The sequence below is a fragment of the Hydrogenophaga sp. genome (assembly GCF_041913525.1).
In the GTDB taxonomy this organism is placed as follows: Bacteria; Pseudomonadota; Gammaproteobacteria; order Burkholderiales; family Burkholderiaceae_C; genus Hydrogenophaga.
This window is the reverse complement of sequence record NZ_JAYSFD010000001.1, coordinates 358,724-374,905: the sequence shown is the minus strand read 5'-3', so window position 1 is coordinate 374,905 and position 16,182 is coordinate 358,724. Positions and strand designations below refer to the sequence as shown.

At 67.0% G+C, this 16,182-nt stretch carries 19 protein-coding genes; 4 read left to right on the top strand and 15 right to left on the bottom strand.

The features are described 5' to 3' along the window. Positions 1 to 49: 49 nt before the first annotated feature. Genes ACE3RQ_RS01845 through ACE3RQ_RS01835 form a run of 3 tightly spaced genes read left to right on the top strand, consistent with a single transcriptional unit; the run spans position 50 to position 2,818 of the window. Positions 50 to 1,237, top strand: coding sequence for a cytochrome P450 (locus tag ACE3RQ_RS01845; protein WP_374519327.1), 1,188 nt, complete (start codon positions 50 to 52; stop codon positions 1,235 to 1,237). A 16-nt stretch (positions 1,238 to 1,253) separates the two neighbouring features. Then, complete coding sequence (locus tag ACE3RQ_RS01840; RefSeq protein ID WP_374519325.1) at positions 1,254 to 1,577, top strand: 2Fe-2S iron-sulfur cluster-binding protein; 324 nt, start codon at positions 1,254 to 1,256, stop codon at positions 1,575 to 1,577. A 5-nt stretch (positions 1,578 to 1,582) separates the two neighbouring features. Next, on the top strand, positions 1,583 to 2,818 hold the full coding sequence (locus tag ACE3RQ_RS01835) for an NAD(P)/FAD-dependent oxidoreductase (protein ID WP_374519323.1): 1,236 nt from the start codon (positions 1,583 to 1,585) through the stop codon (positions 2,816 to 2,818). 81 nt (positions 2,819 to 2,899) lie between these two features. Here the strand turns inward: ACE3RQ_RS01835 and ACE3RQ_RS01830 are convergent, their stop codons facing one another. The 11 genes from ACE3RQ_RS01830 to ACE3RQ_RS01780 all read right to left on the bottom strand — a co-directional run bounded on the left by ACE3RQ_RS01830 (position 2,900) and on the right by ACE3RQ_RS01780 (position 11,376). After that, on the bottom strand, positions 2,900 to 3,613 hold the full coding sequence (locus ACE3RQ_RS01830; RefSeq protein WP_374519322.1) for a hypothetical protein: 714 nt from the start codon (positions 3,611 to 3,613) through the stop codon (positions 2,900 to 2,902). Continuing rightward, positions 3,610 to 4,137 (bottom strand): hypothetical protein, encoded by a 528-nt coding sequence (locus tag ACE3RQ_RS01825; RefSeq protein WP_374519320.1) that lies wholly within the window; start codon positions 4,135 to 4,137, stop codon positions 3,610 to 3,612. The genes ACE3RQ_RS01830 and ACE3RQ_RS01825 overlap by 4 nt, the downstream gene beginning before the upstream one ends. A 148-nt stretch (positions 4,138 to 4,285) precedes the next feature. Further along, complete coding sequence (locus ACE3RQ_RS01820; protein ID WP_374519683.1) at positions 4,286 to 4,447, bottom strand: DUF4357 domain-containing protein; 162 nt, start codon at positions 4,445 to 4,447, stop codon at positions 4,286 to 4,288. A 15-nt stretch (positions 4,448 to 4,462) separates the two neighbouring features. Continuing rightward, entirely contained in the window at positions 4,463 to 5,464 is a 1,002-nt protein-coding gene (locus tag ACE3RQ_RS01815) for an aldo/keto reductase (RefSeq protein ID WP_374519318.1), read from the bottom strand. A gap of 170 nt (positions 5,465 to 5,634) precedes the next feature. Beyond that, positions 5,635 to 6,585 carry a Gfo/Idh/MocA family oxidoreductase gene (locus ACE3RQ_RS01810; RefSeq protein ID WP_374519316.1) on the bottom strand — a complete coding sequence of 317 codons (951 nt, stop codon included), beginning with the start codon at positions 6,583 to 6,585 and terminating at the stop codon, positions 5,635 to 5,637. Positions 6,586 to 6,632: 47 nt separating this feature from the next. Continuing rightward, positions 6,633 to 7,487 (bottom strand): class III extradiol dioxygenase subunit beta, encoded by an 855-nt coding sequence (locus tag ACE3RQ_RS01805; RefSeq protein WP_374519315.1) that lies wholly within the window; start codon positions 7,485 to 7,487, stop codon positions 6,633 to 6,635. 2 nt (positions 7,488 to 7,489) lie between these two features. Beyond that, positions 7,490 to 7,930, bottom strand: coding sequence for a protocatechuate 4,5-dioxygenase subunit alpha (ligA, locus tag ACE3RQ_RS01800; protein ID WP_374519313.1), 441 nt, complete (start codon positions 7,928 to 7,930; stop codon positions 7,490 to 7,492). 1 nt (position 7,931) lies between these two features. Continuing rightward, positions 7,932 to 8,864, bottom strand: coding sequence for an amidohydrolase family protein (locus ACE3RQ_RS01795; RefSeq protein ID WP_374519311.1), 933 nt, complete (start codon positions 8,862 to 8,864; stop codon positions 7,932 to 7,934). A gap of 9 nt (positions 8,865 to 8,873) precedes the next feature. Beyond that, on the bottom strand, positions 8,874 to 9,557 hold the full coding sequence (gene ligK, locus ACE3RQ_RS01790; RefSeq protein ID WP_374519309.1) for a 4-carboxy-4-hydroxy-2-oxoadipate aldolase/oxaloacetate decarboxylase: 684 nt from the start codon (positions 9,555 to 9,557) through the stop codon (positions 8,874 to 8,876). A 21-nt stretch (positions 9,558 to 9,578) separates the two neighbouring features. Beyond that, positions 9,579 to 10,607 (bottom strand): amidohydrolase family protein, encoded by a 1,029-nt coding sequence (locus ACE3RQ_RS01785; protein ID WP_374519307.1) that lies wholly within the window; start codon positions 10,605 to 10,607, stop codon positions 9,579 to 9,581. 58 nt (positions 10,608 to 10,665) lie between these two features. Further along, the gene (locus ACE3RQ_RS01780; protein WP_374519305.1) at positions 10,666 to 11,376 is read right to left on the bottom strand and encodes a substrate-binding domain-containing protein; all 711 of its coding nucleotides are present in this window, start codon (positions 11,374 to 11,376) and stop codon (positions 10,666 to 10,668) included. A gap of 140 nt (positions 11,377 to 11,516) precedes the next feature. Between ACE3RQ_RS01780 and ACE3RQ_RS01775 the strand changes: the two genes are divergently transcribed. Then, entirely contained in the window at positions 11,517 to 12,425 is a 909-nt protein-coding gene (locus ACE3RQ_RS01775) for a LysR substrate-binding domain-containing protein (RefSeq protein ID WP_374519303.1), read from the top strand. Positions 12,426 to 12,437: 12 nt separating this feature from the next. On the opposite strand, the gene ACE3RQ_RS01770 is transcribed toward ACE3RQ_RS01775, so the two are convergent. The 4 genes from ACE3RQ_RS01770 to ACE3RQ_RS01755 are packed head-to-tail and all read right to left on the bottom strand — an operon-like array spanning position 12,438 to position 16,140. Beyond that, positions 12,438 to 13,346, bottom strand: coding sequence for a DUF1932 domain-containing protein (locus tag ACE3RQ_RS01770; protein ID WP_374519301.1), 909 nt, complete (start codon positions 13,344 to 13,346; stop codon positions 12,438 to 12,440). 19 nt (positions 13,347 to 13,365) lie between these two features. After that, a complete protein-coding gene (locus tag ACE3RQ_RS01765; protein ID WP_374519299.1) occupies positions 13,366 to 14,322 on the bottom strand; it encodes a tripartite tricarboxylate transporter substrate-binding protein in 957 nt (318 codons plus the stop codon). Positions 14,323 to 14,347: 25 nt separating this feature from the next. Continuing rightward, positions 14,348 to 15,667 carry a TRAP transporter large permease gene (locus tag ACE3RQ_RS01760; protein ID WP_374519297.1) on the bottom strand — a complete coding sequence of 440 codons (1,320 nt, stop codon included), beginning with the start codon at positions 15,665 to 15,667 and terminating at the stop codon, positions 14,348 to 14,350. Next, positions 15,664 to 16,140: a TRAP transporter small permease gene (locus ACE3RQ_RS01755; RefSeq protein WP_374519295.1), complete on the bottom strand. Its 477-nt coding sequence runs from the start codon at positions 16,138 to 16,140 to the stop codon at positions 15,664 to 15,666. The genes ACE3RQ_RS01760 and ACE3RQ_RS01755 overlap by 4 nt, the downstream gene beginning before the upstream one ends. Positions 16,141 to 16,182: the final 42 nt, after the last annotated feature.

Sequence of the window (16,182 nt, the reverse complement as noted above, 5' to 3'; positions counted from 1 at the left end):
GACCGCGCCCTAGAGTCGAGCTCCACGATTCACCCATCTGGAGACACCCGTGAGCCTCGGCAGCTTCCACTTCGACCCTTACTCGCCGGCCATCGACGCCGACCCCTTCCCCTACTACCAGCGCCTGCGCGACGAATTCCCCTGCTTCTGGAGCGAGGAGGCGCAGATGTGGGTGCTCTCGCGCTACAGCGACATCGTGAGCGCCGGACAAGACTGGCAAACCTTCTCCAGCGCCAGTGGCAACCTGATGACCGAACTGCCCGGGCGCGCCGGCGCCACCCTGGGCAGCTCTGACCCACCGAAGCACGACCGCCTGCGTGGCCTGATTCAGCACGCGTTCATGAAGCGCAACCTGCTGGCGCTCGAAGAACCCATCCGCGCCGTGGCCAAGGACGTGTTCGGCCAGCTCAAGGGCATCAACGAGTTCGACTTCAAGGACGTGTCTTCGCAGTTCACCGTGAAGGTGCTGATGGCCGCTCTGGGACTGCCCATGGGCGATGACGCCCTGGTGCCCGAGCAAGAGGTGCGCGACAACGCCGTGCTGATGGTGCAGAGCGACGCCCGCACCCGCGCCAAGGGCCCTGAGCACATTGCGGCCTACAACTGGATGCAGGACTACGCCAGCAAGGTGATCGCCATGCGCCGCGCAGAGCCCAAGAACGACCTCATCAGCCACTTCGCGCTGGCCGAGATCGACGGCGACCGCCTGGACGACCGCGAGGTGCTGCTGACCACCACCACGCTGATCATGGCCGGCGTGGAAAGCCTGGGCGGCTTCATGATGATGTTCGCCTACAACCTCGCCACCTTTGATGAGGCCCGCCGCGCCGTGGTGGCCAACCCGGCCCTGCTGCCCGACGCCATTGAAGAAAGCCTGCGCTTCAACACCTCGGCCCAGCGCTTCCGCCGCCGCCTCATGAAGGACGTGACCCTGCACGGCCAGACCATGAAAGAAGGCGACTTCGTGTGCCTGGCCTATGGATCGGGCAACCGCGACGAGCGCCAGTACCCCAACCCCGACGTGTACGACATCACCCGCAAACCGCGCGGCCACCTCGGCTTCGGCGGCGGCGTGCATGCCTGCCTGGGCACGGCCATCGCCCGCCTGGCGGTGAAGATCGCCTTTGAAGAGTTCCACCAAGTGGTGCCCGAGTACAAGCGCGTGGCCGATCAACTGGCCTGGATGCCCTCTTCCACCTTCCGCAGCCCCTTGGTGCTGCAGCTCAAAGCGCAATAAACCGGAGACCCCCACCATGGCGAACATCACCTTTGTCGAGGCCAGCGGCCAAGCCACCACCCTGAACCTGCCCGATGGCTGGAGCCTGATGCAAGGCGCCACCGCCAACGGCGTGGACGGCATCATCGGCGAGTGCGGCGGCTCGTGCGCCTGCGCCACCTGCCATTGCTACGTGGACGACCTGCTGGCCCGCGTGCTGCCCGCCCCCTCGCAAAACGAGCTGGACATGCTGGACAACGTGGTGGCCGTGCGCCGGCCCAACAGCCGCCTGGCCTGCCAGATCAAGGCCAGTGCCGCGCTGGAAGGCGGCGTGGTGCACCTGCCCGAGTGCCAGGAGTGACGAACATGAGCCAAGCGCCGGGCATCGTCATCGTGGGCGCCGGCCAGGCCGGCGTGCAGACCGCCGAGGCGCTGCGCGCTGGCGGGTTTGAAGGCCCCATCACCCTGCTGGGCGATGAGCCACACGGCCCTTACCACCGCCCGCCGCTGTCCAAGGCCTGGCTGGCCGGCGAGATGGACGCCGCGCAACTGGTGATGCGCGCACCCGAGATGCTGGCGCGCAAGAACATTGAGCTGCGCACCGGCGTGACGGTGCAGCGCATCGACCGGGCCGCGAAGTGCGTGGCGCTGGCCGACGGCAGCACGCTGCCCTACAGCGGCCTGGTGCTGGCCACCGGCGCCACGCCACGCGCCCTGCCCTTGCCCGGCGCCAACGCGCCCGGCGTGCTGCCCCTGCGCTCGCGCGCCGACGCCAGCGCCATCGCCGAGCGCATGGGCACCTGCCTGGAAAAGGGCCTGCCCATCGTCGTGATCGGGGGTGGCTTCATTGGCCTGGAAGTGGCGGCGACGGCGCGCAAGAAAGGCGCCACGGTCACCGTGCTGGAAGCCGCACCGCGCCTGCTGGGCCGCGTGCTGGCGCCGGTGCTGTCCGACTGGTACGCCGAGCTGCACCGCGGCCACGGCGTGCAACTGATGCTGGGTGCCCAGGTGGCGGCCATCGAGGCCGACGCCAGTGGCGTGACCGGCGTGAAGCTGGCCGATGGCACCGTGCTGCCGGCTGGCCTGGTGGTGGTGGGCATTGGCGTCAGCGCCAACGACCAGCTCGCCCGCGAGGCCGGGCTGGAGTGCGACCGGGGCATCGTGGTGGACGGCTGCGGCCGCACCAGCGACCGGTCAATCGTCGCTGCTGGCGACTGCACCGCTCGCCGCCTGGCCGACGGCAGCCTGCTGCGGCTGGAATCGGTGCAGAACGCCACCGAACAAGGCAAAAGCGCAGCCGCCGCCCTGCTCGGCCAAGACCGCCCCTTCACCGCCACGCCCTGGTTCTGGAGCGACCAGTACGACAAGAAGCTGCAAATGGCCGGCCTCTCCATAGGCGCCGACACCTGGGCCGTGCGCGGCGACATGGCCAGCGGCAGCTTCAGCGTCTACCACTTCCAGGGCCAGCGCCTGCTGGCGGTGGACAGCGTCAACGCCGCCAAAGACCACCTGCAGGCCCGCAAGCTGCTGGACGCGGGCGTATCGCCCACGCCCGAGCAGGCGGGGGATGCGGGGTTCGATCTGGGTGGACTGTTGAAGTGAGGTGGCGGGGGCGACAGTTCAACCGGGCATCTGCCGCGCATCACCTTCGTTGCGCAAGTGTCCGACTGCGGATGTCGGCCCTCATGACCTCAGGTTCGCGAGCGTGCGCATGGCGTCGCGGAGCTTTTGCAAGCGCCCCTGGCTGGACGCATCGCCCGGCAAATGCCCGGCCAACGAGGTGTTGAAGTCTGCATCGGCCAGCAAGTGGTTGAACGCCTCGGACAGGTACGCCCGCAGTTCTTGCGGCGCTGAGGCGCATTCATCCAGCAGCTCCGGGCGTCGGTCCACCACGGTGATGATGTCCTCCAGGTCGTGACTGCCGAGGTAATCGGGTTGTCCATCGGCATGGCGGCCTCGGTCCCTGAAGGCTTCCAGCTTGGTGGCGACAAACACTGGGGCACTGATGAGACGAATGCTCAACCCCGACGCCAGCGCCACCGGCGTGGCGGTTTCCACTGCCAGCGGATACCAGCGGTTGGCAAAACCCAGGATGTCCTGCACGGTGGGCATCACGTCCACCGTGACGGTGCCATACACCCAGCGGCAGATAGGCGCCCCAGGACGCATGTCGTTGCTGAAGCCGCGTGCACGCACCTTGTCCTCAATGGCGTGGTAGTCGCGGGCCGTGAGCGCCTGCGCAATGATGTCCACGTCTTCCGTGATGCGAATGCGCTCTGGGCGCACCTGGGTGAGCAAGAGACCGGTTGCGCAGCCGCCCACAAACACCACGTCATCGCACACCGGGCCCAAGGCAGTGGCCACCAGATCCAGGATGGCCAAGTTCGGGTTGCTCATACCAGCCGCGCCTCCAGCATGCCGCGCACCAGCTCACGCTCACGTGCCTGCCCGATGCGCAGTGCATCAAACAGCGCCAGCAGCTCGTAGAACGCCGGGTCCTTCTGCGCGGCCAAGGGCAGCTTGGGGTACAGCGGCAGCAGCGTGGTCCCGCGCGTCGTGCCCTCGGCGTGCGGCCACACGGGCGGCAACTCGTCCGCGAACATCACCTTTGACCTGAGCGGCTCGACTCCCTGCGCCGTGGGAAAGCCCACCGTGACCTCCCCTCGTACCGGCGGAAAAAAGTACGCCGCCCCCTGCAGTACAAGTGGCCGGAACGCGGGCATGACCAGGCTCGGCACGCCATCCACCTCCGTCAACAGCCGTGACGCTGACAGCCTGGTCATGCAGGCATGCGCCTCGAAAGGCGAAAGGTTCAAGGCTTGAGCCAAGGCTGCGTAAGGCAACTTCTGGCCTTTAAGGCAGACCAACTTGAAGGCCACCGCCAAGTCTTGCGGCTTCAGCGTCCACTGGGCGTGGCTCAAGCGCGATTTGATTCCAGAACTGCTCACCCGAGACTCCATACGCAATATGCATATGGAATATGCCACGTAGCAATTCGTTTTTCAAGCAATCGATTCGAAAATATGCAATATGCATATTGCAAACAAAAAGACATCCGCCGTTCGCGAATCACAAACCGACCTCTGCCCCCTGCAATTCCTTCAGCGTTAGCCCCTGAGCGTCCTTCCACTCGATGCGTCCATTCGCACCACGGCCCAGCACCACGGCGGCGGCTGTACTGGGCGAACTGAAGCTGTCGTCCTGGGTAAGCCGGTACCAGCCGGCAAACAGCCGGCCGTTGCCCCCTCAGAACACCTCCGTGTCCACCTCCCTGTTCGCCTGCTCGTTGTAGCGGTTGCCGCTGACGGTGGCGGGGTTGACGAGGGCTTCCAGGCGGGCCATCACGTCGGCGCTGAGTTGCACGCTGGCGGCGGCGTTGTTCTCGTGCAGGTGCTCGATGTTGGCGGTGCCTGGGATGGGCAGGATGTCCGGGCCTTTGTGCAGCAGCCAGGCAATGGCCAGTTGGGCCGGGGTGCAGCCCACCTCGGCCGCGATGGCAAGGTAGCTGGGCAGCCACTGGCGGTTGGCGGCCATGTGCTCGGCGCTGAAGCGGGGCATGGCGCGGCGGATGTCTTTGGCGTCGAAGCTGGCGGGGTTCAGCTCACCGCACAGGAAGCCGCGCGCCACGGGGCTGAAGGCCACGAAGCTCACGCCGAGTTCGCGACACGCGTCAAGCACGGCGATCTCGGGGTTGCGGGTCCACAGCGAGTACTCGGTCTGCACGGCCGCGATGGGGTGCACCGCGTGGGCCTTGCGCAGCGTGGTGGCGGACACCTCGCTCAGGCCGATGCTGCGGATCTTGCCGGCGCGCACCAGGTCGGCCAGGGCGCCCACGCTCTCTTCCACAGGCACTTGCTTGTCCCAGCGGTGCAGGTAGTAGAGGTCGATCACGTCGGTCTGCAGGCGCTGCAGCGCGGCCTCGCAGGTGGCGCGCAGGGTCTCGGGGCGGCCGTCGATCACGCGCACGAGCTGGCCATCGCCTTTCACGTCCACGCCCTGCATGCCGCACTTGCTGGCCAGGGTGAAGCGGCTGCGGTGGCGCGAGAGCACGCGGCCCACGGTGCGCTCACTGGCGCCAAAGCCGTAGAGGGCGGCGGTGTCGAAGTGGGTGACGCCGTCGTCCAGCGCGGCCAGCAGCAGGCGCTCGGCCTGGTCATCGGGCAGCGGTGGGCCGTAGGCGTGGCAGATGTTCATGCAGCCCAGGCCGATGGCGCTGACGCTGAAAGGACCGAGTTGGCGTTGTTGCATGGGGGTTGTCTCCTGAAACGAAAAACGGCCCCAGCCGGATGGATGGAGCCGTGGGCGCTAAGAAGCGAATGATGGGAGTTGCGCCAGGGACGCCGCGGAACCGGCTTTGCCGGGCCGCTGGCGTCGTCCCCTTGAGGGGATGGCGCGCAGCGCCGCAGGGGTGGGCCTCATCAAGCGTTGAGTTGTTGCTCGAGCTGGTGCAGCACCTGGTAGCAGGCGAACACGCTGGCCACGCTGGAATTGGGCTCGCGGCCTTCCTTGATGGCGGCGAAGAACTCGCGGTCTTGCAGCTCGATGCCGTTCATGGACACGGCCACGTTGGACACGTCGATCTTCTCTTCCTTGCCGGTGAACAGGTCGTCGTAACGGGCGATGTAGGTGGCGGTGTCGCCGATGTAGCGGAAGAAGGTGCCCAGCGGGCCATCGTTGTTGAACGACAGGCTCAGCGTGCAGATGGCGCCGTTGGCGGCCTTGAGCTGGATGCTCATGTCCATGGCGATGCCCAGCACGGGATGGATCGGGCCCTGGATGGCGTTGGCCTTCACGATGGGGCTGCCGCACTGGTAGGCGAACAGGTCAACGGTGTGGGCGGCGTGGTGCCACAGCAGGTGGTCGGTCCAGCTGCGGGCCTGGCCCAGTGCGTTGGTGTTGGTGCGGCGGAAGAAATAGGTCTGCACATCCATTTGCTGGATGTTGAACTCGCCGGCCTTGATCTTGTTGTTGACGTACTGGTGGCTGGGGTTGAAGCGGCGGGTGTGGCCGCACATGGCCACCAGGCCGGTCTGCTTTTGCAGGGCCACCACTTCTTCGGCGCCCTTGAGGCTGTCGGCCAGGGGAATTTCCACCTGCACGTGCTTGCCGGCCTTCAGGCAGGCCAGGGTCTGCTCGGCGTGCATCTGGGTGGGGGTGCACAGGATGACGGCGTCCACGTCGGGGCGGGCCAGGGCTTCGTTCAGGTCGGTGGTGACGTGGCCGATGCCGTACTTGTCGGCCACTTCCTTGGTCTGGTCGAGGCGGCGGCCGATCAGCGAGACGACTTCCACGCCGTCGATGTTCTTGATGCCGTCCAGGTGCTTGACGCCGAAGGCGCCGGCGCCGGCGAGTGCGACTTTGATGGTCATGTTTTTTCTCCGTTGAAGGATCGGGCCATCGCTGGCCCGCTCCAGGTTTATTGGTTTTCGAGGATCACGTGGCCGACAGCCGTGTTGCTGGCGGGCACATGGTAGAAGCGGTGGGCCACCTTGGGCTTGGGGCCGCCGGCCGCGTCGGCCATGGCGCCACGGGCGATGAGCCACATCACCAGCTCAATGCCTTCACTGCCGGCTTCGCGCACGTAGTCGATGTGCGGCGTGTCGGCGCAGGCCACCGGGTCGTCGATCATCTTGTCGAGCCAGGCGTTGTCCCACTCGCGGTTGATCAGGCCGGCGCGCGCGCCCTGAAGCTGGTGGCTCATGCCGCCGGTGCCCCAGATGTGCACGTTGATGTCTTCGTCAAAGCTCTCCACGGCCTTGCGGATGGCCTGGCCGAGCTGGTAGCAGCGGCGGCCGCTGGGCACGGGGTACTGCACCACGTTCACCGCGAACGGAATCACCGGGCAAGGCCAGGCTTCGGGCTGGCCGCACATCAGCGACAGCGGCACGGTCAGGCCGTGGTCCACGTCCATCTTGTTGACGATGGTCAGGTCAAAGTCTTGCTGAATCACGCTTTGCGCGATGTGCGAGGCGAGTTCGGGGTGACCGATCACCTTGGGCACCGGGCGCGGGCCCCAGCCCTCGTCGGCCGGTTGGTACTCGGCGGCGGTGCCGATGGCGAAGGTGGGGATGAAGTCCAGGCTGAACGCGGTGGCGTGGTCGTTGTAGACCAGGAAAATCACGTCGGGCTTGTTGTCCTTCATCCACTGCTTGGAGAACTCGTAGCCCTGGAACAGCGGTTGCCAGTACGGCTCCTGGGTCTTGCCCAGGTCAATGGCCGCGCCAATGGCGGGCACGTGCGAGGTGTAAACGGATGCGGTGATCTTGGCCATGGTCAGGCTCCTTTCTTGCCGGCAGCGCCTTGGGGCTGGCGGTGGGCTTGGGCGTCGCCGTCCTCGCCGATGTAGCGGTTGCCTTCGGCGCTGCGGCCGCCGGCGAGCATCATGGCGCGGTACTCGTCTTCGGTCATGCCGGTCATGGAGCCCGCCATTTGCTGGAAGCTCTTGCCATCGGTAGCGCCGATCTTGGCCAGGAAGTAGATGTTGCCGCCGGTGCGCATGCACCAGTTCAGGTCGCGCGCCAGCACGGCCTGCTTCTGCTCTTCGGTCATCGGCCACTCGTCGAGGTAGGCCCGCTCGTCGGCCTTGAAGCGCTCGCGGTTCTCGGCCTTCATCAGGCTCATGCAGAACTGGTTGAGCCAGTAGCCTTTGCGACTTTGCTCGGCATCAAAAATGATGGTGCCGGGCACGTCTTGGTAGGGTTTATCAAGTGCCATCTCAGACCTCCTCGGGCCAATAGAGCTTCATCGGGTTGTCCACCAGCAGCTTGCGCTGCAGCTCGGCCGTGGGCGCGATGTGCGGGATGAAGTCCACCAGCAGGCCGTCGTCGGGCATGTGGTCCTTCAGGTTGGGGTGCGGCCAGTCGGTGCCCCACAGCACGCGGTCGGGGAACTGCTCCACGATGCGGCGGGCGAAGGGAATCACGTCGGTGTAGGCGTTCTGCTCGCCGTTCAGGGCCTTGGGGCCAGTCACGCTCAGGCGCTCGGGGCAGCTCACCTTGCTCCACACATTGGGGTGCTCGCGCATGAACTTCTCGAACAGCGCGAACTGCGGGCCGTCCACCGGCAGCGACACGTCGGGGCGGCCCATGTGGTCCACCACCACGGTGGTGGGCAGGCTGGTGAAGAAGTCCCACAGCTCGGGCAGGTCAACCGCCTCGAAGTAGATCACCACGTGCCAGCCCAGCTTGGCGATGCGCCCGGCGATCTCCATCAGCTCGTCCTTGGGCGTGAAGTCCACCAGGCGCTTGACGAAGTTGAAGCGCACGCCGCGCACACCGGCGTCGTGCATGGCCTGGATTTCCTGGTCGGTCACGCTGCGGCGCACGGTGGCTACGCCGCGTGCTTTGCCGCCGCTGGCAACACAGGCATCGACCATGGCGCGGTTGTCGGCGCCGTGGCAGGTGGCCTGCACGATCACGTTGCGTGCGAAGCCCAGGTGGTCGCGCAGGGCGAACAGCTCGTGCTTGCTGGCGTCGCAGGGGGTGTACTTGCGCTCGGGGGCGTAGGGGAACTCGGCACCGGGGCCAAACACGTGGCAGTGCGCGTCCACCGCGCCGGCGGGCAACTGGAAGCGGGGCTTGCTGGGGCCGGTGTACCAGTCCAGCCAGCCGGCGGTTTTGGTGAAGTCACCAGAAGTGGGTTTGCTCATGGGAGGCTCTCAGTCGATGTAGCGCAGGCCGGCGGCGGCCAGGGGTTCGCGCATCTTGTACATGTCCAGGCCCAGCACGCCGCTGGCCAGCTTGTCGCGCTTCTCGCCTTCGAAGCTCTCGCGCTTCTGGGCGGCGGCCAGGGTTTCCACGGCGCGGGCGGCGGGCACGCAGACCACGCCGTCGTCGTCGGCCACGATCACGTCACCCGGGGTGACCAGCATGCCGGCGCACACCACGGGGATGTTCACCGAACCCAGCGTGGCCTTGATGGTGCCCTTGCTGCTGATGGCCTTGCTCCAGACCGGAAAGTTCATTTCCTTCAGGGTCTTCACGTCGCGCACGCCAGCGTCGATGACGAGGGCGCGGGCACCGCGGGCCTGGAAGCTGGTGGCCAGCAGGTCGCCGAAGTAGCCATCGGTGCACTCGGCGGTGATGGCGGCCACCACGATGTCGCCGGGCTGAATCTGCTCGGCCACCACGTGCATCATCCAGTTGTCACCGGGGTGCAGCAGCACGGTCACGGCCGTGCCGCTGACCTGGGCGCCCGGGAAGATGGGGCGCATGTAGGGCTTGAGCAGGCCCACGCGGCCCATGGCCTCGTGAACGGTGGCAGAGCCCAACGCGGCCAGGCCGTCGGCGGCAGCGCGGTCGGCGCGCTGGATGTTGCGGTAAACGACACCGAGTTCGTACATGGTGATTCCTTCGAATGGGGGTTACAGGCCCTTGGCCTTGAGGCGCGCGTCCAGGCGCGAGAACACGCGGCGCGTGTTGCCTTCGTAGATGGCGTGCTTGTCGTCGGCCGACAGGATCTTGGAGGCCTCGATGTAGCGCTTGGTGTCGTCGTAGTAGTGGCCGGTGGTCGGGTCGATGCCGCGCACCGCGCCGATCATTTCGCTGGCGAACAGCACGTTCTTCACCGGGATCACGGTGTTGAGCAGGTCAATGCCGGGCTGGTGGTACACGCAGGTGTCGAAGTACACGTTGTTGAGCACGTGATCGGTCAGCAGCGGGCGCTTGAGTTCCTGCGCCAGGCCACGGAAACGGCCCCAGTGGTAGGGCACGGCGCCGCCGCCGTGGGGGATCAGGAACTTCAGGGTGGGGAAGTCCTTGAACAGGTCGCCCTGGATGAGCTGCATGAAGGCCGTGGTGTCGGCGTTGAGGTAGTGCGCGCCGGTGGTGTGGAAGCAGGCGTTGCAGCTGGTGCTCACGTGGATCATGGCCGGCAGGTCGTACTCCACCATCTTTTCGTAGATGGGGTACCAGTGCTTGTCGGTCAGCGGGGGGCTGGTCCAGTGGCCGCCCGAGGGATCGGGGTTCAGGTTGATGCCCACCGCGCCGTATTCCTTGACGCACTTCTCCAGCTCGGGGATGCAGGTGGCCGGGTCCACGCCGGGGCTTTGCGGCAGCATGGCCACGGGCACGAAGTGCTCGGGGAACAGCTCGCTGACGCGGAAGCACAGCTCGTTGCAGATGGCCGCCCAGGTGCTCGACACGTTGAAGTCGCCGATGTGGTGGGCCATGAAGCTGGCGCGCGGCGAGAACAGGGTCAGGTCGCTGCCGCGCTCTTTCATGAGCTTGAGCTGGTTGTTCTCGATGGTCTCGCGGATGTCGTCGTCGCTGATCTTCAGGTCAGACACTTTGGGCATGACCGACGGGTCTTTGATGCCGGCGATCTGCTGGTTGCGCCAGTTCTCCAGCGCCTTGGGCGCCGTGGTGTAGTGGCCATGGCAGTCGATGATCATGTTGGCTCCTCTTGGGGGTTTTCGGAAAAGACAATGAATCGGAGAGCGGCCCGCAGGCTCAGGCCGGGTCCATGCCCTGGCGGCGCTTGGCCTCGGCGGCCTCGTCGCTGGTCATGAAGTTGAGCATGTCGCGCACCCGCGCGGCGTGCGGCGTGGCCACCGGCAGACCGGCGGAAAAAATGGTCGTGATCTGCACCTCGGGCGGCAACGGGCCCACCAGGGTGATGCCCTGCACGTGCAGCAACTCGCTGAGTTGTTGAAAGCCCAGCTCCACCTCGCCACGCGCCACCAGCGCACCCACCGGCACGCCCGGGGGCGCCTGCACGATGCGCGAGGCGATCTGCTCGGCAATGCCCCAGCGCTCGAACAGCTTTTGCAGGGCCACGCCGCTGGGGCCGGTGGAATAGCTCAGCGTGCGCGCGGCCAGCACGGCCTGGCGCAGGGCGTCTTCGTTGGCCATGTCGGGCACCGGGGCACCCGCGCGCACAGCCGCGGCCACGCCCGAGCGCACCAGGTCCACCCGGCTGCCGGCCTGCAAGTGGCCGCCGGCAATGAGCTTGTCGATGGCGTCGGACGCCAGAATCACCACGTCAAAGGCTTCGCCGGCCTGCACGCGCTTGGTCGCGTCCACGCCGCCCACCGACTCGATCTCGGCCCGGTCACCGCTGCGCTGGGCAAAGGCTTCCACCAAATCGGCCAGCACCAGGCGGGTGGCCATGGACGAAATGCCCTTCAGGGGCGCAGGCGAGGTGTCGTTGGCAGCGGTCATACGAGCCCATTAGGTTTAGTCGGCGCATTGTGGCGGGGGGTCTGCCCGACGAAAAGAGACAGACCCCGCTATCAGCTAGAACAATTCGGCATAACAATGCGCTACCCTTTCGCCCTCCTCCTTTTCCCCTCCCTGGCGCCATGGACCTGAAGCAACTGGAATATTTCGTTCGCGTGGCCGAGCTGGGCAGCTTCACCCGCGCCGCCGTGGCCTTGAACGTGGCCCAGCCCGCCCTCTCGCGCCAGGTGCGCCTGCTGGAGGTGGAGCTGCGCCAGAACCTGCTGGTGCGCAACGGCCGGGGCGCCACGCCCACCGAAGCCGGCAAGCTGCTGCTGGAACACGGGCGCGGCATCCTGCACCAGGTGGAGCGGGCGCGCGAAGAGTTGGGCCGGGTGCGCGGCGCGCTGGCCGGCCGGGTGGCCATTGGCCTGCCGCCCAGCCTGGCCAAGGTGCTGGCGGTGCCGCTCACCCGGGCGTTTCGCCGCGAACTGCCCGAGGCCAGCCTGTCCATCACCGAAGGCCTGTCCACCGCCATGCAGCACTGGCTCATGACGGGCCAGCTCGACATCGCCGTGCTCTACAACGCGCAGCCCGCCCCCGAGATCGACATCCACCCCCTGCGCGACGAGTTGCTGTGGCTGGTGCAACCGCGCCCGCCCGGCCTGCCAGAAGACCCGCCGCCACCGCCCGTGCCCCTAAGCGAGGTGGCCAAGCTGCCGCTGGTGATTCCCAGCCGCCCCAACGCCATTCGCATGCAGGTGGAGGCCGAGATGGCCAACCAGGGGCTGCGGCCCAACGTGGCGCTGGAGATCGACGGTGTCTCGGCCATTCTGGAACTGGTGGCCGACGGTGCCGGCGCGGCCATCCTGGCCCGGCAAGCGGTGACGCGCTCCATTCGCCCCTCGGCCTATCGGCTGCGGCCCATTGAGCCGCCGCTGTACACCCGCGTGAGCCTGGCCACCAGCTCGCTGCGCCCGGCCACGCTCACCCAGCAGCGCACGCTGGAGCTGATCCGCCAGACGCTGGACACCGTGGGCGCCGACGACTGACGGGCCGCCGGCTCAGGCCGCGCCGTCGGGCTTGGGCCGCGCGGCCAGCAGCCGATCGGCGTAGTCGGCCCACTGGGGCTGGGGCGGCAAATTGGCGAAGTGCCCGGCGCGGGCCTGCGCGGCCATCCAGTCGTGCTTCTGCGCAATGGCGCTGGCCATGAAGGGTTCAAAGCCGGCCTCGCGCACGGTCTGCGCCACCTCGCGCATTTCCTCGGCGCGGCGCTTGCCGTGCTGGGCCACGCGGCTGAAGAAGTAGCTGCCCTGTGTCTGCCAGTCGATGCCGGGAAAGGTCTCTTGCAGGGTGGCGATCATGGCGTCCTCCACCCCGTAGTGGCGGGCGGTGGCGTAGCTCTCCAGCACCAGGGCCTCCAGGCCCTTGATCATCACGCTGCGGCACATCTTGGTGGCCGAGGCCACGCCCAGGCGCTCACTGGCCACCTTGGCGTCCATGCCCCAAGCCTGTAACACCGGCAGCAGGCGCGCCGCGTGCGGCCCACCCAGCAGCATGGGCACGCGAATGCCATAGGGCGGCACCGAGGTCATCACGCCGGCTTCCACGTAATGGCCGCCGGCCGCGTCGATCAGGGCCGCCGCGCGTTGCTTGGTGCCGGGCGAGGCGGAATTCAGGTCCAGAAAGAAGGTGCCGGGTGCGATGTGCGCCGCCACGGCCTCGGCCACCGCCAGGGTGTTGGAGGCCGTCACGGCCGAGACGATCAGGCCTGGGCCGCCCGCGCACAGCGCGGCCACGCCCTCGGTGGCGCGCACACCCGCTTGCGCCGCGTGCGCCAGCGGGGCTTCACGCCGCTGGGCGTCGGCCAACAGCAGGTCCCAAGCCAGCACCTCGGCCACGCCGGCCTGCAACAAGCCGCTGGCGAAAATGCGCCCCACCTCGCCATAACCCACCAGGCCAACGCACCGCATCGCCCTGCCCTCCATGCGTTTATTGCTTGGGAATGCCGGCGCGCTCGATCACGGCGCCCCAGCGTCGGATGTCGCCCACCAGCAGGGCCGAGGCCTGCTCGGGCGTGCTGGCGCGGGCGTCGATGTTGAGGTCGCGCAGCTTCTTGCGCACCTCGGCATCGCCCAGCGCGGCGGCAATCTCGCGCTGCAGGCGCTCCACCACCGGGCGCGGCGTCTTGGCCGGCACCGCCAACGCGTTCCACGACGAGGCCACGAAACCGGCCACGCCCTGCTCTTGGGCGGTGGGCAGATCGGGCAGCACCACCGAGCGCTTCTCGCCGGCCACGGCCAGCGCGCGCAAGGCGCCGCCCCTGACCTGGGCCAGCGCCGGGGCCAGGATTTCCACGCCCACGTCCACCTGGCGGCCGCGCAAGGCGCCGATCAGGTTGGGCGTGCCGTTGAAGGGAATCACCTGCGCCTCGATGTCAGCGCTGCTCTTGAACAGCTCGGCCGCCAGGTTCTGCGTGCTGCCAATGTTGATGCTGCCGATGTTGAGCTTGCCCGGGTGCGCCTTGGCGTAGGCCACCACATCGGCCAGGGTCTTAAAAGGTGCCTCGGGGTGCGAGAGCACCACGATGTCAAAAAAGCCCAGCGTGGACACCGGGGTGAAGTCCTTCACCGTGTCAAAGGGCAGCTTGTTGAACAGGCCGGCCGTCACGGCCGTGCCGTTGGACATCAGGAACAGGGTGTGGCCGTCGGGCTCGGCACGGGCCACCGCGTCGGCGGCCACCACGCCGCCGGCACCGGGGCGGTTGTCGATCACCACCGACTGGCCCATCTGCGTGGCCAGGCGCGCTGCCACGATGCGGGCGGTGAGGTCGCCCACACCACCCGCGGCGAATGGCACCACGATGCGCAGCGCCTTGGCTGGAAAGGTTTGTGCCCGGGCCTGCCAGGGCAGGCCAGCCAGCGCCAGCGCGGCCGCGCTGGCACCCATCAGGCGACGGCGATGAAGTCCTGCATCAGCCCACATACTGGACAAGCCAGAGCGAGATGGACGGGAACAACAGCAGCAAGGTGGTGCGCACCACGTCGCTGGCCAGGAAAGGCAGCACTCCCTTGTAGCTCTCGCCAATCGGCACGTCCTTGGCCATGCCGTTGACCACGTACACGTTCAGGCCCACAGGCGGCGCCAGCAGGCCAAAGCCCACGGTCATGAGCACCATGATGCCGAACCAGATCGCCACCGACTCGGCAGGCATGCCGAAGTCCAGGCCCATGATCACCGGGAAGAAGATCGGGATGGTCAGCAGGATCATGGACATCTCGTCCATCACCGCGCCCAGCACCACGTAGAACAGCAGGATGCCAGTGACGATGAGCACCGGCGCCACGTCCAGGCCCTTGATCAGCTCGGCCAGTTGCGCGGGCACCTGGGTGAGCGCCAGCGACGCGTTCATCATGTCGGCGCCAATGAAGATCAGGAAGATCATGGCGCTGCTCGATGCGGTGGAGAGGAAGCAGTTCATCACCTTCTTCACCGTCAGCTCGCGCTTGAGCACCGCTGCCACAAAGGTGGCGGCTGCGCCCACGCCAGCCCCTTCGGTGGGGGTGAACAGGCCGCCGTAGATGCCACCGAACACCACGATGAACACCGCCGCGATGGGGGCGATGGCCATCACCGCGCGCCAGGTCAGGCGACGGTGCTCGTCGTCCGTCTCGGGCGCCTGGCCGGGGACCACGCGCACGTAGATCGCGATGGCGATCATGTAGCCCGTCATGGCGATGATGCCGGGGATGGTGGCCGCGGCGAACAGCTTGGCGATGTTCTGCTCGGTCAGGATGGCGTAGATCACCAGCGGCACCGAGGGCGGAATCAAGATGCCCAGCGTGCCGCCCGCGGCCAGCGTGCCGGTGGACAGGCGCCCCGAATAACCGTGGCGCTTCATCTCGGGCAGGGCCACTTGCGTGATGGTGGCGGCCGTGGCCACCGACGAGCCGCAGATGGCGCCAAAGGCCGCGCTGGCCATCACTGCGGCCATGGCCAGACCGCCCTTGAAGCGGGCCATGACCACGCTGGCAAAGTCGAACAGCGCTTTGGAAATGCCGCCCTGGGTGGCGAAGTTGCCCATCAGGATGAACAGCGGAATGACCGACAGGTCATAGCTGGCGAAGCGCGCGTACGCAATGCCGTTGAGGTTGTTCAGGAAAGGCGGCAGGCCCACCTGCATCACATAGCCGACGCAACCGGCGGCGAACATGGAAATGGCGATCGGCACGCGGATCGCCATCAGCACCAGCATGGAGGCGAAGATGAACCCCGCCATGGACAAGGAACTCATTGCGACTGCTCCGAAAAATTGCCGAAGAAGGTCTGAGCCAGCGCAATCAAACCCGTGAGGAACAAGGGCGGCACCATGGCCGCATACACCACCCACTCGGGGAAGCCCAGCATCATGGTGGTGGTCTGCGACTCGTACGCACTCATGCCACCAATACCGGTGCGCCAGCAGATGGCGAACATGGCCAGGCCCAGCACCAGCGAGCCCACGCGGTCGAGCTTGGCGTTGAAGCTGTCGGAGAACTTGGTGGTGAAGAAGTCCACGATGATGTTCTCGCGGCGCAACTGGCACCAGGGCATGAACAGGGCCACGGCCGCGCCGGCGGCCACGGCGGTCAACTCGTAGTCGCCCAGCAGCGTGGTACCCGTGGTGTTGCGGCCGATGAGGCTCGCGCAGGTGATCAGCGTGATCACCGTCAGCAGCAGGCCCGCCAGAATGGCGCAGGCCTTGGCCAGGAAAGAAAGAAATTTCAAGGTATCACCCCGGATAAAGAGAAGCCGATTCTCCCCGGGTGA